The sequence below is a fragment of the Streptomyces sp. NPDC002776 genome (assembly GCF_053592195.1).
Genome location: NZ_JBSFVG010000016.1, coordinates 92,607 through 118,611 on the forward strand (window position 1 = coordinate 92,607; position 26,005 = coordinate 118,611).

The 26,005-nt window shown below is 71.2% G+C and carries 24 protein-coding genes; 12 read left to right on the top strand and 12 right to left on the bottom strand.

All coding sequences use genetic code 11. The features are described 5' to 3' along the window. The first annotated feature begins 113 nt into the window (after positions 1-113). From ACWD11_RS27910 to ACWD11_RS27920, 3 genes are all read left to right on the top strand, one after another. Positions 114-2,354: a glycoside hydrolase family 3 N-terminal domain-containing protein gene (locus tag ACWD11_RS27910; RefSeq protein ID WP_451286272.1), complete on the top strand. Its 2,241-nt coding sequence runs from the start codon at positions 114-116 to the stop codon at positions 2,352-2,354. A gap of 41 nt (positions 2,355-2,395) precedes the next feature. Continuing rightward, entirely contained in the window at positions 2,396-4,609 is a 2,214-nt protein-coding gene (locus tag ACWD11_RS27915; protein WP_451286274.1) for a glycoside hydrolase family 6 protein, read from the top strand. Positions 4,610-4,709: 100 nt separating this feature from the next. After that, positions 4,710-5,810: a lytic polysaccharide monooxygenase gene (locus tag ACWD11_RS27920; protein ID WP_451286276.1), complete on the top strand. Its 1,101-nt coding sequence runs from the start codon at positions 4,710-4,712 to the stop codon at positions 5,808-5,810. A gap of 64 nt (positions 5,811-5,874) precedes the next feature. Here ACWD11_RS27920 and ACWD11_RS27925 read toward each other — a convergent pair whose 3' ends face one another. After that, entirely contained in the window at positions 5,875-6,594 is a 720-nt protein-coding gene (locus tag ACWD11_RS27925; protein ID WP_451286278.1) for a hypothetical protein, read from the bottom strand. A gap of 158 nt (positions 6,595-6,752) precedes the next feature. Between ACWD11_RS27925 and gcl the strand changes: the two genes are divergently transcribed. Next, on the top strand, positions 6,753-8,537 hold the full coding sequence (gene gcl, locus ACWD11_RS27930) for a glyoxylate carboligase (protein WP_389420527.1): 1,785 nt from the start codon (positions 6,753-6,755) through the stop codon (positions 8,535-8,537). Positions 8,538-8,854: 317 nt separating this feature from the next. Here gcl and ACWD11_RS27935 read toward each other — a convergent pair whose 3' ends face one another. The 4 genes from ACWD11_RS27935 to ACWD11_RS27950 all read right to left on the bottom strand — a co-directional run bounded on the left by ACWD11_RS27935 (position 8,855) and on the right by ACWD11_RS27950 (position 12,796). Beyond that, a complete protein-coding gene (locus ACWD11_RS27935) occupies positions 8,855-9,109 on the bottom strand; it encodes a hypothetical protein (RefSeq protein WP_389420528.1) in 255 nt (84 codons plus the stop codon). Positions 9,110-9,404: 295 nt separating this feature from the next. Beyond that, positions 9,405-10,862, bottom strand: a complete 1,458-nt coding sequence (locus tag ACWD11_RS27940; protein WP_451286280.1) for a catalase — start codon at positions 10,860-10,862, stop codon at positions 9,405-9,407. 192 nt (positions 10,863-11,054) lie between these two features. Next, positions 11,055-11,948, bottom strand: coding sequence for a 2-hydroxy-3-oxopropionate reductase (locus tag ACWD11_RS27945; RefSeq protein WP_389420530.1), 894 nt, complete (start codon positions 11,946-11,948; stop codon positions 11,055-11,057). 26 nt (positions 11,949-11,974) lie between these two features. Then, positions 11,975-12,796 (bottom strand): TIM barrel protein, encoded by an 822-nt coding sequence (locus ACWD11_RS27950; protein ID WP_389420531.1) that lies wholly within the window; start codon positions 12,794-12,796, stop codon positions 11,975-11,977. Between the two features lie 137 nt (positions 12,797-12,933). On the opposite strand from ACWD11_RS27950, the gene ACWD11_RS27955 reads away from it, so the two are divergent. From ACWD11_RS27955 to ACWD11_RS27985, 7 genes are all read left to right on the top strand, one after another. Beyond that, on the top strand, positions 12,934-13,185 hold the full coding sequence (locus ACWD11_RS27955) for a thiamine-binding protein (RefSeq protein WP_389420532.1): 252 nt from the start codon (positions 12,934-12,936) through the stop codon (positions 13,183-13,185). Positions 13,186-13,229: 44 nt separating this feature from the next. After that, complete coding sequence (locus tag ACWD11_RS27960; RefSeq protein WP_389420600.1) at positions 13,230-13,541, top strand: helix-turn-helix domain-containing protein; 312 nt, start codon at positions 13,230-13,232, stop codon at positions 13,539-13,541. 110 nt (positions 13,542-13,651) lie between these two features. Then, positions 13,652-14,161: a 2-oxo-4-hydroxy-4-carboxy-5-ureidoimidazoline decarboxylase gene (uraD, locus tag ACWD11_RS27965; RefSeq protein ID WP_451286283.1), complete on the top strand. Its 510-nt coding sequence runs from the start codon at positions 13,652-13,654 to the stop codon at positions 14,159-14,161. Positions 14,162-14,165: 4 nt separating this feature from the next. Continuing rightward, positions 14,166-14,579 carry a hydroxyisourate hydrolase gene (uraH, locus tag ACWD11_RS27970; protein WP_389420534.1) on the top strand — a complete coding sequence of 138 codons (414 nt, stop codon included), beginning with the start codon at positions 14,166-14,168 and terminating at the stop codon, positions 14,577-14,579. Between the two features lie 4 nt (positions 14,580-14,583). Then, complete coding sequence (pucL, locus tag ACWD11_RS27975) at positions 14,584-15,507, top strand: factor-independent urate hydroxylase (RefSeq protein WP_389420535.1); 924 nt, start codon at positions 14,584-14,586, stop codon at positions 15,505-15,507. Between the two features lie 105 nt (positions 15,508-15,612). Next, on the top strand, positions 15,613-16,992 hold the full coding sequence (locus tag ACWD11_RS27980) for an 8-oxoguanine deaminase (RefSeq protein WP_389420536.1): 1,380 nt from the start codon (positions 15,613-15,615) through the stop codon (positions 16,990-16,992). A gap of 230 nt (positions 16,993-17,222) precedes the next feature. Further along, positions 17,223-18,611: a nucleobase:cation symporter-2 family protein gene (locus ACWD11_RS27985; RefSeq protein ID WP_451286285.1), complete on the top strand. Its 1,389-nt coding sequence runs from the start codon at positions 17,223-17,225 to the stop codon at positions 18,609-18,611. Positions 18,612-18,675: 64 nt separating this feature from the next. Here the strand turns inward: ACWD11_RS27985 and ACWD11_RS27990 are convergent, their stop codons facing one another. From ACWD11_RS27990 to ACWD11_RS28005, 4 genes are read right to left on the bottom strand one after another with little or no spacing between them, the layout of a single operon-like run. Further along, complete coding sequence (locus tag ACWD11_RS27990; protein WP_451286287.1) at positions 18,676-19,098, bottom strand: acyl-CoA thioesterase; 423 nt, start codon at positions 19,096-19,098, stop codon at positions 18,676-18,678. Between the two features lie 52 nt (positions 19,099-19,150). Then, on the bottom strand, positions 19,151-19,789 hold the full coding sequence (locus tag ACWD11_RS27995; protein WP_451286289.1) for a hypothetical protein: 639 nt from the start codon (positions 19,787-19,789) through the stop codon (positions 19,151-19,153). A gap of 40 nt (positions 19,790-19,829) precedes the next feature. Further along, on the bottom strand, positions 19,830-20,429 hold the full coding sequence (locus ACWD11_RS28000) for a histidine phosphatase family protein (RefSeq protein ID WP_389420540.1): 600 nt from the start codon (positions 20,427-20,429) through the stop codon (positions 19,830-19,832). A gap of 10 nt (positions 20,430-20,439) precedes the next feature. Beyond that, positions 20,440-21,648, bottom strand: coding sequence for a pyridoxal phosphate-dependent aminotransferase (locus ACWD11_RS28005; RefSeq protein WP_389420541.1), 1,209 nt, complete (start codon positions 21,646-21,648; stop codon positions 20,440-20,442). 85 nt (positions 21,649-21,733) lie between these two features. Between ACWD11_RS28005 and ACWD11_RS28010 the strand changes: the two genes are divergently transcribed. Next, entirely contained in the window at positions 21,734-22,360 is a 627-nt protein-coding gene (locus tag ACWD11_RS28010) for a winged helix-turn-helix transcriptional regulator (protein ID WP_451286292.1), read from the top strand. A 47-nt stretch (positions 22,361-22,407) separates the two neighbouring features. Here ACWD11_RS28010 and ACWD11_RS28015 read toward each other — a convergent pair whose 3' ends face one another. The 3 genes from ACWD11_RS28015 to ACWD11_RS28025 are packed head-to-tail and all read right to left on the bottom strand — an operon-like array spanning position 22,408 to position 25,958. Further along, positions 22,408-23,157, bottom strand: coding sequence for a hypothetical protein (locus tag ACWD11_RS28015; RefSeq protein ID WP_451286294.1), 750 nt, complete (start codon positions 23,155-23,157; stop codon positions 22,408-22,410). Further along, a complete protein-coding gene (locus ACWD11_RS28020; RefSeq protein WP_389420544.1) occupies positions 23,157-24,416 on the bottom strand; it encodes a VWA domain-containing protein in 1,260 nt (419 codons plus the stop codon). The genes ACWD11_RS28015 and ACWD11_RS28020 overlap by 1 nt, the downstream gene beginning before the upstream one ends. Positions 24,417-24,461: 45 nt before the next feature. After that, positions 24,462-25,958: an IucA/IucC family protein gene (locus ACWD11_RS28025; protein WP_451286296.1), complete on the bottom strand. Its 1,497-nt coding sequence runs from the start codon at positions 25,956-25,958 to the stop codon at positions 24,462-24,464. Between the last annotated feature and the right edge of the window lie 47 nt (positions 25,959-26,005).

The window sequence follows — 26,005 nt, forward strand, 5'->3', positions numbered from 1 at the left end:
CCGGTGCGCCGCACCGGCCTCCTCCGGGGCCCGCCCCGCCTTCCCGCACCGACGGGGGCGGGCCCCGGCACCACATCCGCCCCTCCGGCCCGCACCCGGAAAGGCCGCACTCCATGAGCCCGAGCCGCACCGTGTCCGCCAGCCCTCCCGTGCCCCTGCGTTCCCGGACCCGCCGCCCCGCCCTCGTCGCCGCGCTGTGCGCCGCGACCCTCGCCCTGACCGGCCTCGCGGCCGCCCCGCCCGCCCAGGTCCCGGCGGCCGCCGCCGCGCTGCCGTACCAGGACCCCTCCGTGCCGGTGCCCCAGCGGGTCGCCGATCTGCTCTCCCGGATGACGCTCGACGACAAGCTCGGGCAGATGACCCAGATCGAGAAGGACGCGCTCGTCCCGCAGTCCGACCTCGCCACCTACCGCATCGGCTCGGTGCTCTCCGGCGGCGACTCGGCGGTCAGTCCCAACAACGCCCAGACCTGGGCCGACACCTACGACTCCCTGCAGCGCACCGCCCTCGGCACCCCGCTCGGCATCCCGATGATCTACGGCATCGACGCGGTGCACGGCCACAACGCGGTGCGCGGCGCCACCCTCTTCCCGCACAACATCGGCCTCGGCGCCACCCGTGACCCGGCGCTGGTGCAGCGGATCGGACGGGCGGTGGCCGAGGAGGTGGCCGGCACCGGCATCGACTGGTCCTTCGCGCCCTGTCTGTGCGTGGCCCGCAACGACCGGTGGGGCCGCACCTACGAGTCGTTCGGGGAGAAGCCCGAACTGGCCACCTCCATGGCCACGTTCGTCACCGGCATGCAGGGCACGAGCCTGGGCGGCGACCCGGCGTCGGTGCTGGCCACCGCCAAGCACTACCTCGGCGACGGCGGCACCACCGGAGGCGTCGACCAGGGCAACACCGAGCTGTCCGAGGCCGAGCTGCGCGCGATCCACCTGCCGCCCTTCCAGGAGGCGGTACGCCGCGGCGTGGGCTCGGTCATGCTGTCCTACAGCAGCTGGAACGGCGTCCGCTCGCACGGGCACAAGTACCTGGTCACCGACGTGCTCAAGGGCGAGCTGGGCTTCACCGGCTTCGTCGTCTCCGACTGGGCCGCGGTCGACAAGCTCGACGGGCAGACCGGTTTCACCGGCGCCGAGATCGCCACGGCCGTCAACGCCGGCGTCGACATGGTGATGGTCCCGCACGACTACAAGAGGTTCCTCACCCTGCTGCGCGGCGAGGTGAACGCCGGACGGATCCCCCTGGCCCGCGTCGACGACGCCAACCGGCGCATCCTCACCAAGAAGTTCCAGCTCGGCCTGTTCGAAAAGCCGCTCACCGACCGGTCGTTGACCCCGACCGTCGGCTCCGCGGAGCACCGGGCGCTGGCCCGGCAGGCGGTGCGGCAGTCGCAGGTGCTGCTGAAGAACGACGGCGCGATCCTGCCGCTGGCGAAGAACGCCAAGCTGTTCGTGGCCGGCAAGTCCGCCGACGACATCGGCAACCAGAGCGGCGGCTGGACCATGGGCTGGCAGGGCCGCAGCGGGCCCGTCACCGAGGGCACGACCGTCCTTCAGGGCATCCGCGCCGCCGCGACCGACCCGTCCCGGATCACCTACGACCGCTACGGCAACGGCATCGACGGCAGCTACACCGCCGCCGTCGCGGTGATCGGGGAGACCCCGTACGCCGAGATGCACGGCGACCGGCCCGGCGGCATGGGGCTGGACCAGGAGGATCTGCAGACCCTCAGCCGGCTCAAGGCCAGCGGTGTGCCCGTCGTGGTCGTCCTGGTCTCCGGACGCCCGCTCGACATCGCCGCCCAACTCCCGGACTGGCGCGCCCTGCTGGCGGCCTGGCTGCCCGGCACCGAGGGCGCCGGAGTGTCGGACGTGCTCTTCGGCGACCACGCCCCGACCGGCAAGCTCCCCGTGACGTGGATGCGCAGTGCCTCCCAGCAGCCCATCAACGACGGCGACGGCAAGAGCCCGCTCTTCGCGTACGGGCACGGCCTGACCTACGGCAGCGCTCCCGACCCCGACCCCGATCCGGACCCGGACCCGGAGCCGCAACCCAAGTCCTGCACCGCCCAGTTCAAGGTCGTCTCGGCCTGGTCCGGCGGCTACCAGGCGGAGATGACCGTCAAGAACACCGGCAGCGGCCCGCTCACCGGCTGGTCCGTCGCCTGGGACCTGGGCGGCTCCACCGTCAACAGCCTGTGGAACGGCTCGCTGACCGTGGCCCAGGGCCGCGCGACCGTCCGCAACGCCGCCCACAACGGCGCCCTGTCACCCGGCGCCACCACCTCGTTCGGCTTCACCGCGAACGGCGGCGCGGGCACGCCCGCTCCGCAGTGCACCGGCTCCTGACGTACGACCGCACATCCGCACGTACCACCGAGGAGGGCACGATGACCGAACCGACCAGAGCCGACGGCGCCATGCGGCCGCGCAGGCGCCGACGACGGTCGGCAGCCCTGGCCACCGCCCTGGCCACCCTGATGCTCGGGGTGGCGGGCCAGATCGCGGGACAGCCCGCGGCAGCGGCGGAAGCACATGTCGACAACCCCTTCGCCGGGGCCACCTTCTACATCAACCCCGACTACGCCGAGCACGTGGACACGTCCATCGCGCAGACCTCCGACGCCACGCTCAAGGCGAAGATGGAGAAGGTCAAGAACTATCCGACCGCCGTCTGGCTGGACCGGATCGCGGCCATCCACGGCGGTGCCGCCAACGCCGGACGCAAGAGCCTCGCCGACCATCTCGACCTGGCACTTGCCCAGAAGAAGCCCGGACAGCCGATCACCGCCACCATCGTGGTGTACGACCTGCCCGGACGGGACTGCGCCGCCCTCGCCTCCAACGGCGAACTCCCGGCCACCCAGGCGGGTCTGGACCGCTACAAGACCGAGTACATCGACGTCATCGCGAACGTCTTCAAGAACCCCAAGTACCAGGACATCCGCATCACCACGGTCATCGAGCCCGACAGCCTGCCCAACCTGGTCACCAACACCGCCGACCCCGAGTGCGCCCAGGTCAAGAGCAGCGGTCTGTACGTCAAGGGCATCCAGTACGCCCTGGACAAGCTGCACGCGATCCCGAACGTATACACGTACCTGGACTACGCGCACTCCGGCTGGCTCGGCTGGGACACCAACCTCACCCAGACCGTGCAGCAGTACACCGAGGTGGCCAGGGGCACCGCGGCCGGTCTGAGCAGCGTCGACGGCCTGATCACCAACGTCGCCAACTACACGCCGCTGGAGGAGCCCTTCCTGACCAACCCCGACAAGACGGTCGGCGGCAACATGGTCAAGTCGAGCAAGTTCTACGAGTGGAACCCGAACTTCGACGAGGCCGACTTCACCAAGAACGTACACCGGGCGCTGGTCGCGGCGGGCTGGCCCGCCTCCACCGGCATGGTGATCGACACCTCCCGCAACGGCTGGGGCGGCGCCGCGCGGCCCACCGCGGAGAGCACCAGCACCACGCTCGACACCTACGTCACCGAGTCCAAGGCCGACCGCCGTACCCACCGCGGACTGTGGTGCAACGTGAGCGGAGCCGGCATCGGGCAGCCGCCGCAGGCCTCGCCCGCGGGATACCCCGACTCGCACCTCGACGCCTTCCTGTGGGTCAAGCCGCCGGGTGAGTCGGACGGCGCCAGCAAGGACATCCCGAACGACGAGGGCAAGCGCCAGGACCCGATGTGCAACCCCGACTACACCGCGCCCAACGCGGGCAACAACAAGACGGGGGCACTGCCCGACGCGCCGCTGGCCGGGCACTGGTTCCACAACCAGTTCGCGATGCTGGTGCGCAACGCGTACCCGGCCGTCCCGACGGGCGGCACCGACCCGGGTGACACCACCGCCCCGACCGCCCCGACCGCACTGCGGGCCACCGCCAAGACCGCGAGCAGTGTCTCCCTGGCCTGGACCGCGGCCACCGACAACGTGGGCGTGACCGGCTACGACGTGTACCGCAACGGCACCCGGGTCGGCTCGGCGCCGGCCGCCGGCACCACGTACACCGACACCGGGCTGAGCGCCGCCACGGCCTACAGCTACACCGTGCGGGCCCTCGACGCGGCCGGGAACGTCTCCGCCGCCTCCACCGCGCTGAGCGTCACCACCGAGACGGGCGGCGGCGGCCCCGACCCGGCGGGCGGCCTCAAGATCGCCTACAAGAACAACGACTCCTCGGCCACCGACAACGCCATCCGCCCCGGCCTGCGGATCACCAACACCGGCAGCGCCGCCCTGGACCTGACCAAGGTCACCGCCCGCTACTACTTCACCCGGGACGGCGGTTCGCCCACCGTCAACGCCTGGTGCGACTACGCCGCGGTCGGCTGCTCCAACGTCAAGCTCAGGGTCGTCCCGCTGAGCACCCCGGTCGCGGGCGCCGACGCCTATCTGGAGGTCGCCTTCTCGGCCGGCTCGCTGGCCGCGGGCCGGGACACCGGTGACCTCCAGCTCCGGATGGCCAAGTCCGACTGGTCCGCGTTCAACGAGGTCGGCGACCACAGCCGCACCACCGCCACCTCGTACACCGACGCCCCGGCGATCCCCGGCTACCTCGGCACCACCCTGGCCTGGGGCACCCCGCCCGCCTGATCCGCGTACCTCCCCACACTCCCCCGCCCGCCCGGAGCGATCTCTTCCCCGGGCGGGCGGGGGCTCCACAGCGGACAGCCAAGGAACGACAGGAGGCACCATGGTTCGACGCAGAAACCGGCTCCTCTCCTGGGCGGCGGTGCTCGCCACCCTGCTGAGCGGACTCGGTCTGGCCTTGCTCGGCCAGGGCAGCGCGCAGGCCCACGGGGTGGCGATGATGCCCGGCTCGCGGACGTATCTCTGCTATCAGGACGCCAAGACGGGCACCGGCGCCCTGGACCCGACGAACCCGGCGTGCAAGGCCGCGCTGGCCGAGAGCGGCTCTACGGCGCTGTACAACTGGTTCGCCGTGCTCGACTCCAACGCGGGCGGGCGCGGCCCCGGGTACGTGCCGGACGGCAAGCTGTGCAGTGCCGGTGACCGCTCCCCGTACAACTTCACCGGCTACAACGCCGCCCGCGCCGACTGGCCCCGCACGCATCTGACCTCCGGGAAGAGCATGCAGGTCCGGTACAGCAACTGGGCGGCCCACCCGGGCGACTTCCGGGTGTACCTGTCCAAGCCCGGCTACTCGCCCAGCAGCCCGCTGGGCTGGAACGACCTGGAGCTCATCCAGACCGTCACCAACCCCGCCCAGTCGGGTTCGGTGGGCAGCGATTCCGGTCACTACTTCTGGAACCTGAACCTGCCCGCGGGCCGCTCGGGCGACGCGGTGCTGTTCATCCAGTGGGTGCGCTCGGACAGCCAGGAGAACTTCTTCTCCTGCTCCGACATCGTCTTCGACGGCGGCAACGGCGAGGTGACCGGCATCCGCGGCTCGGGCGGCAACCCGACGCCCACGCCGACGCCCACGCCGACCCCGACGCCGACGCCCACCCCGACCAACCCGCACAGCGGCTGCATGGCCGTCTACTCGGTGACGAACGCCTGGAACGGCGGCTTCCAGGGCTCCGTCCAGGTGATGAACCACAACACGGCACCGATGAACGGCTGGGCCGTGCGCTGGCAGCTCGGCACCGGCACCAAGCTCAACCAGGTCTGGAACGGCACGCTCAGTACCGGATCCGACGGCACGGTCACGGTCAGAAACGTCGACCACAACCGGACCGTCGCACCGGACGGCAGCGTGAACTTCGGCTTCACCGCCACCTCCACCGGCAACAACCATCCGGTCGGCTCGATCGGCTGCGTCACCCCGTAACCCGTACCGCCGAGGCGCCGGCTCCCCGCACCGCGGGGAGCCGGCGCTCTCGTGTGCGCGGCGGTCAGCGGGCGGGGGAGACCAGCGCGTCGGCGTGGTCGTTGACCGGCTGCGGGGTGCCCGCGAGGTCCAGGACGAACAGCGGGACGCCGAGGGCGTCGGCGCGGACGCGGCCCTCGGTGGCGTATCCGGCCAGGGAGAAGTAGACGCAGCGCGCCGACTCGGCCATGGCGGTCAGCCACAGGCACTCCACGTCCCGAACCGAGGCCGGGCGGACGGTGGGGTCGACCTGGGCGAGCAGGCCAGGGGCGGCGAGTCCGATGCCGGCGGGGGGCCGCTGGTCGGCGCGGCGGATGTCCCGGTAGCCGAGCCAGCGCAGGTAGAGGGCGGCGGCCGTGACGGCGTCCCGGGCGGTGCGGATCGGCACCGGCACGAAGGGGGCCCGGCACCGGGGCGGCACGGGCGTACGCGCGCCGGAGGCCGGGGGAGCGGCGGCGGGACCGGCCGAGGAGAGCGTCCCCGTCACCGGGATCCGCAGGACCGTGCCGCACGGGCAGCCCAGCTCGGGGCGGGGCCACTGGCCGCTCCGGCCGCAGGCGGCGCACCGGACGGTCACCCACTCCTCGGCCCAGGCCCGGTGGCGGACGGCGACCGGGACCCCGCGCGGATCCAGCGGCGGGGCGACCGGGGCACCGCAGGCGCACGGATAGGCCACGGCCGCGTACTGGTGCTCATGACTGCAGGCCGGGCAGCGCACCGCCACGCTCTGGGGCATGGCACCCATGGTGCTCCAGCGCGCCCCCGCTTGTCCGTCTCTTGACGGGCTTCGTCCTCCCACTTACATTGCTTCCAGATAGTAGAAAAGACTTTCCGCAATACGGAAGAGCTCAACCGCGGGGCGCGACGGGGATGCGAATCCGACAGCCGAAGCAGGAGTACTCAATGGCTCGAATGACCGCTGCCCGAGCGGCAGTTGAGATCCTCAAGCGCGAGGGCGTCAGCAACGCGTTCGGTGTGCCGGGCGCGGCGATCAACCCGTTCTACGCGGCGCTCAAGGCGTCCGGCGGCATCCAGCACACCCTCGCCCGGCATGTCGAGGGTGCCTCGCACATGGCCGAGGGCTACACCCGCACCCACGCGGGCAACATCGGGGTGTGCATCGGAACCTCCGGACCGGCCGGCACCGACATGATCACCGGTCTGTACTCCGCGATCGGTGACTCCATCCCGATCCTGTGCATCACGGGCCAGGCGCCGACCGCCGTGATCCACAAGGAGGACTTCCAGGCCGTCGACATCGCCTCGATCGCCAAGCCGGTCACGAAGATGGCGGTGACCGTCCTGGAGGCCGCGCAGGTCCCCGGCGTCTTCCAGCAGGCCTTCCACCTGATGCGCTCCGGCCGTCCCGGCCCGGTCCTGATCGACCTGCCGATCGACGTCCAGCTCACCGAGATCGAGTTCGACCCGGAGACGTACGAGCCGCTGGCGGTCTACAAGCCGGCCGCGAGCCGCGCCCAGGTCGAGAAGGCGCTCGGGATGCTGAACGCCTCCGAGCGGCCGCTGATCGTCGCGGGCGGCGGTGTCATCAACGCCGACGCCGCCGATCTGCTGGTGGAGTTCGCCGAGCTGACCGGCACCCCGGTCGTCCCCACCCTGATGGGCTGGGGCCTGCTGCCCGACGACCACGAGCTGAACGCCGGCATGGTGGGCCTGCAGACCTCGCACCGCTACGGCAACGCGACCTTCCTGGAGTCCGACTTCGTCCTCGGCATCGGCAACCGCTGGGCCAACCGGCACACCGGCAAGCTGGACGTCTACACCGCCGGCCGGAAGTTCGTCCACGTCGACGTCGAGCCCACCCAGATCGGCAAGATCTTCGCCCCGGACTACGGCATCGCCTCCGACGCGAAGGCGGCGCTCGAGCTGTTCGTCGAGGTGGCACGGGAGTTGAAGGCGGCCGGCAAGCTGCCCGACCGCTCGGCGTGGGCGGCCTCCGCGCAGGAGCGGAAGGCGACGCTGCAGCGCCGTACCCACTTCGACGACATCCCGATCAAGCCGCAGCGCGTCTACGAGGAGATGAACAAGGCCTTCGGCCCGGAGACCCGGTACGTCTCCACCATCGGCCTCTCCCAGATCGCCGGCGCCCAGATGCTGCACGTCTTCCGGCCGCGCCACTGGATCAACTGCGGCCAGGCCGGCCCCCTCGGCTGGACGATCCCGGCCGCGCTGGGTGTCGCCAAGGCCGACCCGGAGGCGTCCGTGGTGGCGCTCTCCGGCGACTACGACTTCCAGTTCATGATCGAGGAGCTGGCGGTCGGGGCGCAGCACCGGATCCCGTACGTCCATGTCCTGGTGAACAACTCCTACCTCGGCCTGATCCGCCAGGCGCAGCGGGCCTTCGACATCGACTTCCAGGTCAAGCTGGAGTTCGAGAACATCAACTCGCCCGAGCTGGGCGTCTACGGCGTCGACCACGTCAAGGTCGCCGAGGGGCTCGGCTGCAAGGCGATCCGGGTGACCGACCCGGCGGAGCTCGGCGCGGCCTTCGAGCAGGCCAAGAAGCTCGCCGCCGAGTTCCAGGTGCCGGTCGTCGTCGAGGCGATCCTGGAGCGCGTCACCAACATCTCGATGTCGACCACCAACGACATCAGCAACGTCGTGGAGTTCGAGGAGATCGCGACCGAGCCCGGCCATGCGCCGACCGCGGTCAAGACGCTGAAGGTCTGATACACCGACCGGCTCGACCAGGGGCAGCCCACCCGTGAGGTGGGCTGCCCCTTCGTCGTTCCCCCGTTTCGCCGTTCCCGTCCTGAGGCCCGCCGCACACCCCCGTACCGGCGGGCCTCAGGACGCCCCCGTGTTCCGCGGGCCGCCCGGACACCCCTGACCGGTGTGTGGCCCGCCGGAGCCCGCCGCCCCCGTGCCGGCGGGCCCCGTGTTCCGAGAATGTGCCCGCGCCCGGGGGCGGTTGAAGCCCCCGGGCGCGGGTTCAGAGGTTGATTTGAGGGTTGCGTAGCCGGGCTACGGACGGCGGCGTAGACGGTTCACGTCCCCGGTGTCCCGTGCGTCCCGTGGGGCTCCGAGAGCCCCGGCCACTCCTCGGGGCCGCCGCCCTGCCATTCGACGAGGTCGCTCTCCGAGACATCGGTGACGTACAGGTCGGCCAGCCGCAGGAACTCGGCGACGTCGTCGATGTGCGAGGCGATGCCGAGGGTCTCGTCCCCCGCGGTGACCCGCCGGGAGCCGTCCAGGGCGGGGGAGTGGACCACGATGTGCGGTTGCTGCGTCGGTTGTGCCATGTCTTCAGCCTGCTGCGCCAGGGGCGGTTCCGCACGCCGGGAACGCCGACAAGCGCCGGATACGGGACCGTCCGTATCCGGCGCCTGTCGGCCGGTGAGGCGTGCGGGTTTTCGGGACCGCGGCGGTCGCGACGGAGCCTGAAACACCCTTCCCTCAGGTCGAGAAGGGGTCCCGGTCCTTCACCACCGCACTGGCTCGCACACCGCCGCGGTCCTCACCCTGACCCGCGTCCGAAGCCGATCGACCACCCCTCATCCGGGTCTGTCGGCCGCTCGGACGCGGTCAGGGAGCCTTTCAGTCCTCGCGCAGGGCGCGGACCGCCTCCTCCACGCGCTTGCCGTACTCCGGGTCGGCGGCGTGGAAGTGGGCCAGGTTCTTCTCGATCACGTCGTCGCGGGAGACCTGGGAGAGGCCCCCGGCGATGTTCGCGACCAGCCGGGACTTCTCCTCGGTGGACATCAGCCGGTACAGCTCACCGGCCTGGAAGAAGTCGTCGTCCTTGGTGTGCTGCGGGGCCTCGTGCGTGCCGGTGTACCCGGACACCGCGAGCGGGGCGGACAGCGGACGGCCGGTCTCGACCGGGCCGTCGTAGGAGTTCGGCTCGTAGTTCTTGGCGTACCGGCCCTGGGAGTTGGCGGCCATGAGGCCGTCCCGGCCGTAGTTCCGCGCGCTCGTCGCCCGCGGGGCGTTCACGGCGAGCAGGGTGTGGTTGACGCCCAGGCGGTAGCGGTGCGCGTCGGCGTAGGCGAACAGGCGGCCCTGGAGCATCTTGTCCGGCGACGGGCCGATGCCCGGGACGAAGTTGTTCGGGGAGAACGCGGCCTGCTCGACCTCGGCGAAGACGTTGTCGGGGTTGCGGTCCAGGACCAGGCGGCCCACGCGCTGCAGCGGGTAGTCGGCGTGCGGCCAGACCTTGGTCAGGTCGAACGGGTTGAAGCGGTACTCCGCCGCCTCGGCGGCCGGCATCACCTGCACGTACAGCGTCCAGGACGGGTTCACGCCCCGCTCGATGGCCTGGAGCAGGTCCGTCTGGTGCGAGTTGGGGTCCTTGCCCGCGGTCTCGGCGGCCTGCTCGGCGGACAGGCAGCGGATGCCCTGGTTGGTCTTGAAGTGGTACTTGACGAAGAAGGCCTCGCCCTCGGCGTTCGTCCACTGGTAGGTGTGCGAGCCGTAGCCGTTCATGTGGCGGTACGACGCCGGGATGCCGCGGTCGCCCATCAGCCACGTCACCTGGTGCGTCGCCTCGGGGGAGTGCGCCCAGAAGTCCCAGACGTTGTCCGGCTCCTGCCGGCCGGTGAACGGGTCGCGCTTCTGCGAGTGGATGAAGTCCGGGAACTTGATCGGGTCCTTGATGAAGAACACCGGGGTGTTGTTCCCGACGAGGTCGTAATTGCCCTCTTCGGTATAGAACTTGACCGCGAAACCCCGCGGGTCGCGGACCGCGTCCGCCCCGCCGAGGCTGTCGGCCACGGTCGAGAACCGCAGGAAGACCTCGGTGCGCTTGCCGACGGCGCTCAGGAAGTCGGCGTGGGTGAAGCCGCTGACGTCGTCGGTCACCTCGAAGTAGCCATAGGCACCGCTGCCGCGGGCGTGCACGACGCGCTCCGGGATGCGCTCACGGTTGAACCGGGCGAGCTTCTCCAGGAGGTGCTGGTCCTGGAGGAGCAGCGGACCGCCGACGCCGGCGGAGGCGGAGTTCTGGTTGTCGGCGACCGGGGCGCCGGACTCGGTGGTGAGCACGCGCTTCGACATCGTGGACCTTCCGTGCGGGAGTCAGCGGAAACCTGTTTCCGCTTCGTGGAGCCTAGGAGGGGGCAAACAAGGCGTCAACAGTTTGTTGAAGATACTCAACGGTCTGTTGCAGTGGATTCCGGGCGGCGCCGCCGCTTGGGCGCGACAGGACAGGTGTCAGCGGCGACGCCGCCCGGAGTTCTCGGCAGGTCCTCAGACCTGGGCGCCGGAGAGGCGCTCGACCGCGCGCAGCAGCGCGGAGTGGTCCAGGCCGCCGTCGCCCTGCGCACGCAGGGAGGCGACGAGCTGGGCGACCACGGCGCCGACGGGCAGGGCCGCGCCGACGTTGCGGGCGGCGTCGGTGACGATGCCCATGTCCTTGTGGTGCAGGTCGATCCGGAAGCCCGGCTTGAAGTCGCGCTGCAGGAAGTTGTCCTTCTTGCGCGTCAGCACGGTGGACCCGGCCAGGCCGCCGTTGAGGACGTCCAGCGCTGCCTTGAGGTCCACGCCCGACTTCTCCAGGAAGACCACGGCCTCGGCGCACGCCTGGATGTTCACGGCGACGATCAGCTGGTTGGCGGCCTTCACGGTCTGGCCCGAGCCGTGCGGACCGCACAGCACGATGGTCTTGCCGAGGGCCTCCAGCACCGGCTTGGCCTCGTCGAAGTCGGCCCGCTCGCCACCGACCATGATCGACAGTACGGCCTCGATGGCACCGGCCTCGCCGCCGGACACCGGGGCGTCCAGCACGCGGACGCCCTTGTCCTTGGCGGCCTTGGCCAGGTCCACGGAGGTCTGCGGGGTGATCGAGGACATGTCGATCAGCAGGGCGCCGGACCGGGCGTTCTCGAGGATGCCGTCGGGGCCGTAGGAGATGGCCTCGACCTGGGGGGAGGCGGGGACCATCGTGATGATCACGTCCGCGTCCTTGACGGCCTCGGCGATCGAACCGGCCGCGGTGCCGCCGGCCTTGGCCAGCCGGTCCAGCTTGTCCTGCTCCAGCGTGAACCCGGTGACGTCGTAACCCGCCTTGATCAGGTTCTCGGACATGGGGGAGCCCATGATGCCGAGGCCGATCCAGGCGATCTTGGGGAGTGCGTTGCTCATGAGGGTGTGCCTTTCGGTCAGGGGGGTCAGCGGGGCAGCCAGTCGAAGGCCTCGGCGCTCGGGCGGTCGCCCGGCTTGTACTCGAGGCCGACCCAGCCGTCGTAACCCGCCTTCTGCAGCTGGTCGAGGAGGTCTTCGAGGGGGAGCGAACCCGTGCCCGGGGCGCCGCGGCCGGGGTTGTCGGCGATCTGCACGTGGCCGGTCTGCGCGGCATACTGCTCGATCACCGCCGGCAGGTCCTCGCCGTTCATCGACAGGTGGTAGAGGTCCATGAGGAACTTGGCGTTGCCCAGGCCCGTCGCGGCGTTGACCTTGTCGACGACGCCCACCGCGGCCGGGGCCGACACCAGCGGGTAGCGCGGCGACTCGGGCCGGTTCAGCGCCTCGATCAGCAGGATCGCGCCGATCCGGTCGGCGGCCCGGGCCGCGAGGACCAGGTTCTCCAGCGCCAGCGCGTCCTGCTCGGCCGGGTCCACGCCCTCGACGCGGTTGCCGTAGAGCGCGTTGAGCGCCGTGCAGCCGAGGGAGGCGGCGAAGTCGGCGGCCACGTCGATGTTGGCGCGGAACTTCTCCGACTCCTCGCCGGGCACCGACAGGGCGCCGCGGTCCGGGCCCGGGAGCTGTCCGGCGTAGAAGTTCAGGCCCGTGAGCCGGACGCCCGCGTCCTCGATCGCCTTCTTCAGGGCGTCGAGCTCGGACCGCTCGGGGGTGGGGGAGTCGATCCAGGGCCACCACAGCTCGACCGCGGTGAAGCCGGCCGCGGCGGCGGCCGCGGGGCGCTCCAGGAGCGGGAGTTCCGTGAAGAGGATCGACAGGTTGACGTTGAAGCGCTGCTCTGCGAATCCCATGGGGTCCGGCGCTCCCTTCCGTTGTCGAGATTCCGTATGACGGAAGTTCTTTTCTGCTTACTGGAAGATTGCCGTCGGGTGTTCGAGCTTGTCAAGAGGGGTCGGCGGAAAGCGGCGGCGCGCGTTAGGTTGAGCGCGTGCGACTGAGAGTGGAATTCACGACCGAGCCCTTCGACCTCGACGAAGCCCCCGCGCACGCGGTCGTGGCCCGCGAGGTCATCGAGGCGGCCGAGCTGGACGCGGTGGACGTCGGCCCGTTCGGCAACACCGCCGAGGGCAGCGCCGACGCCGTCCTCAGCGCCGTGGACGCGCTGCTGCGCAAGACCCTGGAGTCCGGCGCCACCCGGGTATCGCTCCAGGTCAACGTGGTCGAGGAGGGGGAGCGGTGAACGTCGAACCCTTCATCACGGCCGTGAAGCCGCTGGTCGACGCCATGGGCGGCGAGATGCTGCCGCCCGACGAGGCCGGGCCCGAGGACGTGGTGCTCGCATGGGAGGGCGCCGACGTCGTCGCCGTACGCCTGCCCCAGCTCGCGGACTCGCTGGACCACATTCTGGCCGCCATGGAGCGCAAGCAGGGCAAGCCGCTCGCCGACCTGGACCGCAAGTCCAAGCAGGAGGTCGTCCGGATACTCGAGGCGCGCGGCGCCTTCTCCGTGCGGCACGGCGTGGAAACCGTGGCCGGCGCCCTGGGTGTCAGCCGCTTCACCGTCTACAACTACCTGAACCGCGAGAAAGGGGCCTGACGGGGGGCTCCGGGTTTCGTTACCCGGAATTTTCAACAAAGTGTTGACGTGGTGTCGCGCAGGGCGTTAGCTATCGGCAGCCCGTTCAGCACAAGGCCACGGAGGCTCCCGTGACGTCCACATCCACGCCGGGCCTGGTCCGGTTCAACGCCCTGGAGGAGCACGCGGCCTTCGCCGCGCTCCACGAGGCGTGCGCCTCCCGGGCGTGGGCCGAGCGGCTTCTCGCCGCCCGCCCGTACGCCACCGTGGAGGACCTGTACTCCGCCAGTGACGCCGCGATGGCCGAGCTGACCACCGCGGACCTGGAAGAGGCGATGGCCGGCCACCCGCCGATCGGCCGCCCCAAGCCCGGCGATCCGACGTCCGCCCGCGAACAGCGCGGCATGGCCGGCGCCGCGGAGGAGCTCAAGGCGGAGATGCTCGAACTGAACCTGGCCTACCAGGAGAAGTTCGGCCATGTCTTCCTCATCTGCGCCACCGGCCGCACCGGCGAGCAGATGCGCGACGCGGTCAAGGAGCGGATCGGCAACGCGCCGGAGCAGGAGCGCGAGATCGTCCGCACCGAGCTGGGGAAGATCAACCGCATCCGACTGGCCCGACTCGTCGAAGAGGAAGCCTGACACCATGAGCACCAGCACCACCGCTTCCGTGTCCACGCACATCCTGGACACCAGCGCCGGCCGCCCCGCCGAGGGCGTCGCCGTCGAGCTCTCGGCCCGCGGCGGCCGGTCCGCCCAGTACGGGCAAGGAGGCGACTGGCGGACGCTCGGCGGCTCCGCGACCGACGCGGACGGCCGGTGCAAGGACCTCCCCGCCCTGCCGGAGGGGACCACCCACGTACGGCTCGACTTCGCCGTGGAGCCGTACTTCGAGAAGAAGCAAGCCGATGCGCAGCAGGACGCCCCCGCGAATCGGGACAGCGGTGCCGCCGTGTTCTTCCCGGAGGTGGCGATCACGTTCGCCGTCGTGCCGGGCGAGCACTACCACGTACCGCTGCTGCTCAACCCGTTCGGCTACTCCGTTTACCGAGGGAGCTAGCTAAATGCCCACCATCCTGGGACAGAACCAGTACGGCAAGGCCGAGAACCGAGTCGTCAAGATCACGCGGGACGGCGCCACCCATCACATCAAGGACCTCAACGTATCCGTGGCGCTGAGCGGCGACATGGACGAGGTCCACTACTCCGGCTCCAATGCGAATGTCCTGCCGACCGACACCACCAAGAACACGGTGTACGCGTTCGCCAAGGAGTACGGCATCGAGTCGGCCGAGCAGTTCGGCATCCACCTCGCCCGGCACTTCGTCACCTCGCAGGAGCCGATCGAGATCGCGCGGATCCGCATCGAGGAGTACGCCTGGGAGCGGATCGCGACCTCCGACGCCAACTCCCGGTTCATCGGCGCCGACGAGGTCAAGCACTCCTTCGTGCGCCAGGGCCAGGAGACCCGCGTCACGCAGATCACCTACGACGGCTCGTCGTGGGAGGTCGTCTCGGGTCTGAAGGACCTGACCGTGATGAACTCCACCAACTCCGAGTTCTGGGGCTACGTCAAGGACAAGTACACGACCCTCCAGGAGGCCTACGACCGGATCCTCGCGACCCAGGTCTCCGGCCGCTGGCGGTTCAACTGGACCGACGACGAGCAGAAGATGCCCAACTGGGAGAAGTCCTACGAGCAGGTGAAGAAGCACATGCTCCAGGCCTTCGCCGAGACCTACTCGCTCTCGCTGCAGCAGACGCTGTACCAGATGGGCTCGCGGATCATCAACAACCGCAGCGAGATCGACGAGGTGCGCTTCTCGCTCCCGAACAAGCACCACTTCCTGGTGGACCTGGAGCCGTTCGGGCTGAAGAACGACAACGAGGTCTACTACGCCGCGGACCGCCCCTACGGCCTGATCGAGGCCACCATCCTGCGGGACGGCTGCGAGCCGAGGATTCCGGTGGACCTCACCAACCTCTAGCAACACCATCTCGGCACCCGCGGCCGGGACTTGTGCACCCGGCCGCGGCACTCAAATCTCCCGGGTCCTGCCGTGCCCTCTCCACAACAGCGCAAAGGACGAACCATGGCAGCCAACCAGCGCATCGTCATCGACAACTGTGCGATCGCGACCGTCGACGCGAACGACACCGAGTACGCCTCGGGTCACGTCGTCCTCAACGGCAATCGCATCGAGGCGCTGGGCGCGGGCAGGGCCCCCGACGGCCTGGAGAACGTGGTCCGGCGCATCGACGCCACCGGCCACCTCGTGACCCCCGGCCTGGTCAACACCCATCACCACTTCTACCAGTGGATCACCCGGGGCCTGGCCACCGACCACAACCTCTTCAACTGGCTCGTCGCCCTCTACCCGACCTGGGCGCGCATCGACGAGCAGATGACGTACTCGGCCGCGCAGGGCTCGCTGGCCATGATGGCCCGCGGCGGTGTCACCACCGCGATGGACCACCACTACGTCTTCCCGCAGGGCTCCGGCGACCTGTCCGGCTCGATCATCCGCGCCGCCCGCGAGATGGGCGTCCGCTTCACCCTCGCCCGCGGCTCGATGGACCGCAGCGAGAAGGACGGCGGCCTGCCCCCGGACTTCGCCGTCGAGACCCTGGACGGCGCGCTCGCCGCGACCGAGGCCACCGTCAAGGAGCACCACGACGCCTCCTTCGACGCGATGACCCAGGTCGCCGTCGCACCCTGCTCCCCCTTCTCCGTCTCCACCGACCTGCTGCGCCGGGGCGCCGAGCTGGCCCGCAGCCTCGGCGTACGGCTGCACACCCACGGCTCGGAGACGGTCGAGGAGGAGAAGTTCTGCCACGAGCTGTTCGGCATGGGCCCGACCGACTACTTCGAGTCCACCGGCTGGCTCGGCGAGGACGTGTGGATGGCGCACTGCGTCCACATGAACGACTCCGACATCGCCGCCTTCGCCCGGACCAAGACCGGTGTCGCCCACTGTCCCTCGTCCAACGCCCGTCTCGCGGCCGGCATCGCCCGCGTCCCCGACATGCTGGCGGCCGGCGTCCCGGTCGGCCTCGGCGTCGACGGCACGGCCTCCAACGAGTCGGGCGAGCTGCACACCGAGCTGCGCAACGCGCTGCTCATCAACCGCCTCGGCGCCCACCGCGAGGCCGCCCTGAACGCCCGTCAGGCGCTGCGCCTGGGCACCCACGGTGGCGCCCAGGTGCTCGGCCGCGCGGCCGAGATCGGCTCGCTGGAGCCGGGCAAGCTGGCCGACCTGGTGCTGTGGAAGCTCGACACGCTGGCCCACGCCTCGATCGCCGACCCGGTGACCGCGCTGGTCTTCGGCGCCGCGGCCCCGGTGACCGCCTCCTTCGTGGGCGGCGAGCAGATCGTGGCGGACAACCGGCTGCTCACGGTCGACGAGGACACCATCGCCCGCTCCACCCGGGAGCAGGCGCAGCGCCTGGCGCGGATCGCCGCGCAGGGCTGACCGGTTGAAGATCTCCGGTCGAGGGGGACGGCCCTCGACCGGTGGCCGTGGACCCGAGCGGGGTCCATGGCGGCCGTCTCCGGGGCGCCCACAAGCGTGTGCGCCCCGGAACGGCCTCCCGTCCTCTCTTCAACGTTCCACGGTTTTCAACGGTCCCGCACGACCGCGCACCACCTCCTTGAAACCCACGTCAGAGCCGACGTGCTGTTAACCGACCGGAGGAGCCGCCCGTGTCCGCCCACCCCGTCGACGAGAAACTCCCCGCCCTGAAAATGGCGACCACCGGCCTGCAGCATGTGGCCGCCATGTACGCGGGCGTCGTCGCCCCGCCCCTGATCGTCGGTGCGGCCGTCGGTCTCAGCGCCACCGAACTGACCTTCCTCACCGGTGCCTGCCTCTTCACGGCCGGCCTCGCGACCTTCCTCCAGACGCTCGGCATCTGGAACATCGGCGCCCGGCTGCCCTTCGTCAACGGCGTCACCTTCGCCGGTGTCGCCCCCATGACCGCGATCGTCGCCGCCACCGACGACAAGTCCGACGCGCTGCCGATCATCTTCGGGGCGGTGATCGTCGCGGGACTGCTGGGCTTCATAGCGGCCCCGTTCTTCAGCAAGATGGTCCGCTTCTTCCCCCCGGTGGTCACCGGCACGGTGATCACCCTGATCGGCGTCTCGCTCCTGCCGGTGGCCTTCGGCTGGGCGCAGGGCCCCAACCCCGCGGCGGACGACTTCGGTTCCAGTACGAACCTGACGCTGGCGGCCGTGACACTGCTCCTGGTGCTGCTGCTGCGCCGCTTCACGCGAGGCTTCGTCAAGCAGATCGCGGTGCTGCTGGGCCTGGTCGGCGGCACCCTGATCGCGATCCCGTTCGGTGTCACGGACTTCGGCCCGGTGGCGGAGGCGAGCGTGATCGGGTTCCCGTCACCGTTCCACTTCGGGGCGCCGCAGTTCCAGGTCGCCGCGATCATCTCGATGTGCGTGGTGATGGTGGTCTCGATGACCGAGTCCACCGCGGACATGCTGGCGCTGGGCGAGATCGTGGACCGCCCGGCCGACGAGAAGACGATCGCGGCGGGCCTGCGCGCCGACACCCTCGGCTCGGCGATCAGCCCGTTCTTCAACGGCTTCATGTGCAGCGCCTTCGCCCAGAACATCGGCCTGGTCGCGATGACGAAGATCCGCAGCCGGTACGTCGTGGCCGCGGGCGGCGGTTTCCTGGTCCTGATGGGGCTGTGCCCGATGGCCGCCTCGCTGATCGCGGTGGTACCGCGGCCGGTGCTGGGCGGGGCGGGCGTGGTGCTGTTCGGCTCGGTCGCGGCGAGCGGTATCCAGACCCTGGTCCGCGCCGGCCTGGAGAAGGACAACAACGTCCTGATCGTGGCCGTTTCGCTGGCGGTCGGCATCATCCCGATCTCCGCGCCGGAGTTCTACCACGCCTTCCCGGAGACCGCCCGGATCGTCCTGGACTCGGGCATCTCGACGGGCTGTGTGGTGGCGGTGCTGCTGAACCTGGTCTTCAACCACCTCGGCAGGAACCAGGACGCGGAGGACGTCACCCACCCGATGGAATCAGGCGAAGAACTCACGGGCCCGCCCCGAACGGCCCCGGCGACGTCCTGAACCGAGGGCCCTTCAACAGGGAGGCGGCGGGGGCCGGTCACCGCCCCCGCCGCATTCGCCAGTCTCAGAGCCCGAACGCTCCCGGGTCGGTGGCCAGCTCCTTGAAGTAGTCCTGCGGGTTCGCCACCAGCCGGCGCTCGGTCAGGTCCAGCAGCCCGCCGACGCCGGTGACCTCGGCCGCCACGGTGCCGTCCGCCTTGGTGATGGTCTGCTCGATGCGGAAGGTCTTGCCCTCGCCCCACACGAAGGCGCAGGACACGTCGACCTCGTCGCCCGCCAGGAGCTCGCGCTGGTAGCGGATGGTCGTCTCCAGGGCGACCGGTCCGATCCCCTGGGAGATCAGTCCCGTCTGGCTGATGCCGGCCGCCTGGAGCAGCGACCAGCGGGCGTGCTCCGCGTAGTTGAGGTACACGCTCTGGTTGAGGTGACCCTGTACGTCGGTCTCGTAGCCACGGACGGTGATCCGGACGGAGAACGGCTCGCTCACGGACTTCCTCTTTTCGTCGTCGATGCCCTGTGCGGTGATCGTGGCATCCTCCTCACGTCCGGCGCGGTGACGCCAGCAGATATCGCGCGCGGGTACGGGGATCGGTGTGCTCGCTCACCTGCCAGCCCCCCTGCTCCAGAGTCGCCGCGCACGCGCGCAGACCCTCGGCATCGGGCCGGTGCACGGCCACCGCCTCCGGCTGCGGGGTGGCCCGCACCCGGTAGCCGCCGGTGCCGTCGGGTCCGGCGGGCGGGTGCCCGGCCGCCTCCAGTGCCAGCGCGGCGGCCTGCACCAGATGCGTACGCTCCCAGCCGCACGGCCGGTCGGTGGCGCCGTCCGGGTTGGTCATCCGGCGCAGCTCCACCAGCCCTTCCCAGGCACCGCGCACCTCGCGCAGCCGGGCCGGACCGCCGGCGGGCGGTTCCTCCTCGCCGCCGATGCGCGCGGCGAACACCCCGGACCCGGCGGCGGGCGCCCGTACGGCCGGGACCGCCGGGACGTCCGCCGTCTCCCGTATCCGGTGGCCCGCCGGGGTCAGGAAGTGATCGTGCGGCGGCCGGGGATGCCGGAAGGCGAGCCCGCGCTTGACCAGGGCCGCGAGCTGGGTCTCCGTGCCACCGCGCAGCCGCCCGGTGACCGGGTCGGCGGAGTCGAGCACACGCCGCTGCGCGGCGGTCGGCGGTCGTGTCACGGCGTGCTCCCCTCAAGCGGTTTCCCCACCGCTTCGAAGGCTACGACCCGGGTCTGACATTCCACCCCGCGATCACCGGCCGCCCGTGCTCGGTGCCCAGCCGGCACACGGTGCCGGTGGCCAGCTGGAACAGCGCGCCGTTCGCCGGCGGCAGCCCGAGCCGCCGGGCCGTGAGCACCCGCAGGAAGTGACCGTGCGCCACCAGGACGACGACGCCCTCGGTGTTGGCGAGCGCGGCGTCGACCTTGGCCAGCATCCGGTCGGCGCGTTCCCCGACCTGCGCGGGGCTCTCCCCGGGGTGCTCCGGCGGACCCGGCGCGACCCCGTCGGTGAACAGGAACCAGCCGGGCCGCTCCCGCTGGATCTCGACGGTCGTGATGCCCTCGTAGCCGCCGTAGTCCCACTCCCGCAGGTCGGGATCGATCCGGTGCGAGGTCAGGCCGATCAGCTCGGCCGTCTCGCGGGCCCGTTGCAACGGGCTGACGAACGCGGCACCGATCCGGTGCGAGCGGATCAACGGCACCAGCCGCCGCGCCTCCTCGCGCCCTTGTTCGGTCAGCGGCACGTCCGTCAGACCGGTGTGCCGCCCCGAACGGGACCACGAGGTCTCACCGTGCCGCACCAGAAGAAGATCACCCATGGCCCCCAGGCTACTGGCGGTACCCGCTGAGGAACCGGCCGATGCGGCCGATCGCCGCCTCCAGGTCCTCGGCGTGCGGGAGGGTGAGGATGCGGAAGTGGTCGGGGGTGGGCCAGTTGAAGCCGGTGCCCTGGACGACCTGGATCTTCTCGCGCAGGAGGAGGTCCAGGACGAACTTCTCGTCGTCGTGGATCCGGTGGACCTTGGGGTCCAGGCGCGGGAAGGCGTACAGCGAGCCCTTCGGCTTGACGCAGGAGACGCCGGGGATCTCGTTGAGCTTCTCCCAGGCCACGGTGCGCTGTTCGTGCAGCCGGCCGCCCGGCGCGGTCAGCTCGTGGATGGACTGGCGGCCGCCCAGCGCGGCCTGGATGGCGTACTGCGCGGGCGCGTTGGCGCACAGCCGCATGGAGGCCAGCATGGTCAGGCCCTCCAGGTAGTTCCTGGCGTGCTGCTTGGGGCCGGTGACGACCAGCCAGCCCGAGCGGAAACCCGCCACCCGGTAGGTCTTCGACAGTCCGCAGAAGGTCAGCACGACCAGGTCGGGGGCGAGGGCGGCGGCCGAGTGGTGGACCGCGTCGTCGTACAGGATCTGGTCGTAGATCTCGTCCGCGAAGACCATCAGACCGTGCCGACGGGCGAGGTCGAGGATGCCCTCGATGATCTCCTTCGGGTACACGGCGCCGGTCGGGTTGTTCGGGTTGATGATGACGACGGCCTTGGTGCGGTCGGTGATCTTCGCCGCCATGTCGTCCAGGTCCGGGTACCAGTCGGCCTGTTCGTCGCAGCGGTAGTGGACCGCCTTGCCGCCCGCGAGGGTGGTGACGGCCGTCCAGAGGGGGAAGTCGGGCGCCGGGATCAGGATCTCGTCGCCGTCCTCGACCAGCGCGGTCACGGCCATCGAGATCAGCTCGGAGATGCCGTTGCCGAGGAAGACGTCGTCGACGTCGACCTCCAGGCCCAGGGTCTGGTAGCGCCCGGCGACGGCCCGGCGGGCGGACAGGACGCCCCGGGAGTCGGTGTAGCCGTGCGCCTGAGGGAGCATCCGGATCATGTCCTGGAGGATCTCCTCCGGCGCCTCGAAGCCGAAGAGCGCGGGGTTGCCGGTGTTCAGGCGCAGCACGCTGTGGCCCGCCTTCTCCAGTGCGTCGGCGTGCTCGATCACCGGGCCGCGGATCTCGTAACAGACCTCGCTGAGCTTGTTGGACTGCCGGAACTCCATGCGCGCGCCCCTCCGGTATCTGGTGTTACTTGGTTTTACCAAGTCCGCGCTTGGAAAGTCCAATGACATGTCTAGACTGCGTTCCATGTCGCCACGCCGAAGCTACGACCAGTACTGTTCCGCCGCCCGCGCCCTCGATGTCGTCGGTGACCGCTGGACCCTGCTGATCGTCCGCGAACTGCTGGCCGGTCCGCGCCGCTACACCGACCTGCACGCGGATCTCCCGGGCGTGAGCACCGACGTGCTCGCCTCACGGCTGAAGGACATGGAACGGGACGGGCTGACCACCCGGCGCCGGCTGCCCCCGCCCGGCGCGGCCTACGTCTACGAACTCACCCCGCGCGGACGGCAGTTGCTGCCGGTCCTCCAGGCCCTCGGGGCGTGGGGCCGGGCCGAGCTGGGCGAGCGGCGGCCGACCGACGCCGTACGCGCCCACTGGTTCGCGCTGCCGCTGCTGAACTTCCTGCCGGGAGAAGGGCTCGTCGAAGTGCGGCTGGAGGAGGGGGAGTTCCACCTGTACGCGGGCGCCGAGGAAGGACCCGTCTACGGTGAGGGCCCCGCACCGGCCGAGCCCGACGCGCGTCTGGAGCTGGACACCGGCACCTGTACGGCGGTGGCGCGAGGGGAGTTGAGCGTCCCGGACGCGGTACGGGACGGCCGGATCACCGTGACCGGCGACGGGACCCTCGCCAAGGCCCTGCGGGAGGCATAGCGAAGGGCCCGCCGCACCGGAGTGCGACGGGCCCCCGCGCCTGAGGATCAGACCCCCGGCGGCCGTCCCGAGCCGCGCGTCAGCGCGTACCCGCCGACACCGGCCAGCGCGGCCAGCACCCCGCCCGCCGCCGTCCACAGCCAGCGGTCGGACCACCGGCCGGACGCCCAGCCGTCCTCCGGATCGATGCTGGACAGCACCGCCGGACTCTCCTCGTCCGCAGCCGACTTCATCGCGATCCCCGGCACCAGCGGCTTCGCCAGCGAGCCGTCCACCGCCGCCGCGCCGCCGATGTCCTTGGAGTCGACCCGCACCGAGGCGTCCACCGGCAGACCCAGATCGGCCGTCGCCAGGTTCACCACGGTCAGCCGGACGTAATAGGTGCCCGGCAGCGGGTCGTTCGCCCACGGCTCCGACCAGGCGCGGACCGTGCGCAGGACGCAGGTCAGCTCCACGGACGCGGCGTCCGCGGCGGCGGTGCGCGTCTGGGCGCCGTACTGGCAGGCCTGACGGCGCCGCAGTCCGTCGTAGACGTCGATCTGCCAGGTCTCGGCGGCGTGCGTCTCGGGGAGCTTCACCGTCGCGCTGACGGTGGGGCGCTGCCCCGCGTCCGCCGGGAACGACCAGTACAGGTAGTCACCCGCGGAACCGCCGGCGGTGGCCTCCTGGCCCTGCTCGATCTCCGCCGCCGTACGGAAGGACGTGCCCGCCTCGGTCGGCGCCTCGGCCGCCGTGGCGGGGGCCGCCGCGAGCCCCAGCATCAGCAGGGCCGCGCTCAAGGGACGTGTGAACCTCATCAGTTGGTCCTCCAGACCGCGACCCGCCAGCGCGACACCCAGCCCCAGATCAGCCCCGCCAGGAAGCCGGTCAGGATCAGCGCGCCGAGCAGCCACCAGCCCCGCCCGAGCCCGAAGGAGGCCACATCGGCCGACTCCGACGGACCGTCCACGACATCGACCGTCAGCTCCAGCGGCATACCGGGCGTGGTCTTGACCCCGGTGGCCGCCGAGAACGAGTGCGTGACCTGGAGGCACACGCCCTCGGCGGGCGCCTCGTCGCTCTCCGCCTTCGGATAGCGCACGCCGGTCGAGATCACGTCCGTACGGCCGTTGCCCGCCGCCTCGCCGCGCACGATCTCCCGGCCGTGCACGGTCACCGCCCGCAGCAGCACGCCGTAGGAGGGGTTCACCGCCCGGTCCGCGGCCACGCTCAGCGAGGCGCGCAGTTCCTGCCCCGGCTCGACGTCCACCCGGTACCAGCGCTGCTGCCCGAACTCGGCGCGGTCGGTGTACAGACCCGACTCCAGGGTGGGCGCCTGTGCGCACCGGTCGCCGCCCTCGGTCGCCACCGGTGTCACCACGGGGTCGGCCGCCCGGTCGACCAACTGGTTGACCCGGTCGGTCAGTTCGTCGGTGTGCTCCACCGAGGTGTAGGTGCCGCCGGTCGCCTCCGCGATACAGCTCAGCTGCTGCCGCATCTTGGTGCTGGGGACCAGGCCGAGCGTGTCGATCGTCAGCCCGATGCCCTGGGCGGCGATCTCCCGCGCCACCTCGCACGGGTCCAGCGGGGCACAGGTGTCCTCGCCGTCGCTGATCAGCACGATGCGCTTGGAGCCGGTGCCGCCGTCGAGGTCGTCGGCCGCCTTCAGCAGCGCCGGACCGATCGGGGTCCAGCCGGTGGGCGTGAGCGTCGCCACCGCCGTCTTGGCCTCGGTGCGGTCCAGCGGGCCGACCGGGTACAGCTGCGCGGTGTCCTTGCAGCCCGTCTTCTGGTTGTCGCCCGGGTAGTTGGCGCCGAGCGTCCGGATGCCCAGCTCGACCTCCTCGGGCGTGGCGTCGAGCACCTCGTTGAACGCCTGCTTCGCCGCGGCCATCCGGGACCGGCCGTCGATGTCCCGCGCCCGCATGGAACCGCTGACGTCGAGCACGAGGTTCACCTTCGGCGCGTCCTCGCCCGTGGGTTCGCCGGCCGCCGCCCCGGCCGGGAACGCCGTCCCGGCCGTCAGCGCGGCGAGCAGGGCACAGGCCCCCGCCGCCAGCCGTGTTCTTGTGATCATCGGCGGATCCTATTGATCAGGGGTGTCCGGCTCCAAAACGGCCGCTCACCCCAGGGGGTTGGGCAGCCGCGCCCACTGGTCCCCGGGCGTCCGCGGCGACAGCCGCATCAGCGTCAGCGCCTTCGCGGGCAGCGGCTCCTCGCGCAGCACGGCCAGATCGGGCGTGCGCGGCAGATCCCGTACGGCCGTCTCCAGCGCCGCCCCCAGGGCCGCCGCCGAACCCGCCGTACCGGCGAGCGCGCCCGCCACCAGCGAGCCGAACAGCTTCCGGCGCAGGGTGGTTTCATCGTCCGTCACGATCCGGCCGGTCAGCTCGGGCACCGGGATGCCGTGCCGGGTCAGCCGGGCCGGGCTGACCCGGATGTCGGCGAGGTCGCGGTAGACGAGGCGCAGCGGGGTGCCGTCGGCGCCCAGCACGACGAGCAGGTTCTGGCCGTGCGCCTCCAGCGCCACGCCCAGCTCCAGCAGCCGCAGGCCGGCGCCGAGGGCGAGCCGGGCGAAGGAGGCGAGCCAGCCGGCGCGGGCGGGCAGGTCGGTGGTGGCGAGCGCGGCGACCGGCACCACGCGCTCACCCGGACCGGCGTACCGCTGCGGCGATTCCCGCAGTACGGCGGCGAGATCGGGGGAGTCCGCGGTGGCCGCGCCCAGGGTGCGGGTGATGTGCAGCAGCCCGTCGGTGCGGGCGGCCAGCGACTCCGCGAACGCGGACAGGGTGGCCGCCAGGGCGATGGAGTACACCGAGATGTCCCGCACCGACGAGGTCAACCGGGCGCTCAGCGCCGTCTTCACGTGCGGTCCGCCGGGCAGCGCGAGGGTGCGCAGGGACATCAGCGGACGCGCGCCGGGGATCGAACGCGCACAGGGGCGCTTGAGCACATGTGCCGCCTGCCACGGATGCACCGGCAGCAACAGACGGCTGCCGTCGCGCAGTTCGTCCGGCCAGCTGCCGGTCAGCAGCGCCTCGGCCGCCGGAACCGGCCACAGGCCCAGTTCCACCAGCGGCCGGTGCTCGGGCCCGTACGCGAGCTGCTCGGCCACCGAGAACCCGGGGCGCGAACGGCAGGTGGGGTGGTACGGATGCCCGTCCACCACCCGCTGCTCCCACTCCCAGTCGCTGTCCGGCCATTCCTCCGGGGCAGTCGGCTGCCCGGCCCGGGACAGCGCCAACGAGGCCACGCTGTGCCCGAGTTCGGCCACGAACGCCGTACCCCGTGCCACCCCCAGCTCGGTCACCAGCCGCGCCGGATCGCGGTACTCGGTCCCGTCGAGCCGTACGGCGGTGACCTGGCCGGCGGTGGCGTACGGGTCGGCGTGCGGTCCGTGCAGCCGGCGGCCGTCGCCCAGGCGCAGGGTGAGGCCCTCCCGGCCGTTCTCGCGGGCGGTGACCCAGGGCAGCGGCTCATGGGCGAGCGCCCGCCACAGCCGGGTCAGCACGGCCGCCCGGGCGCCGGGCAGCCCGGCCGCGTACCGGGACGCCAGACCGGGGCGGACATCGGCCAACTCGGCCGCTACCTCGGCCTCGGCGGTGGGGGGACGGTGCACGGTCGGGCTCCTCGGGTACGAGTGGGACGTCAGGTCGGGCGACGACG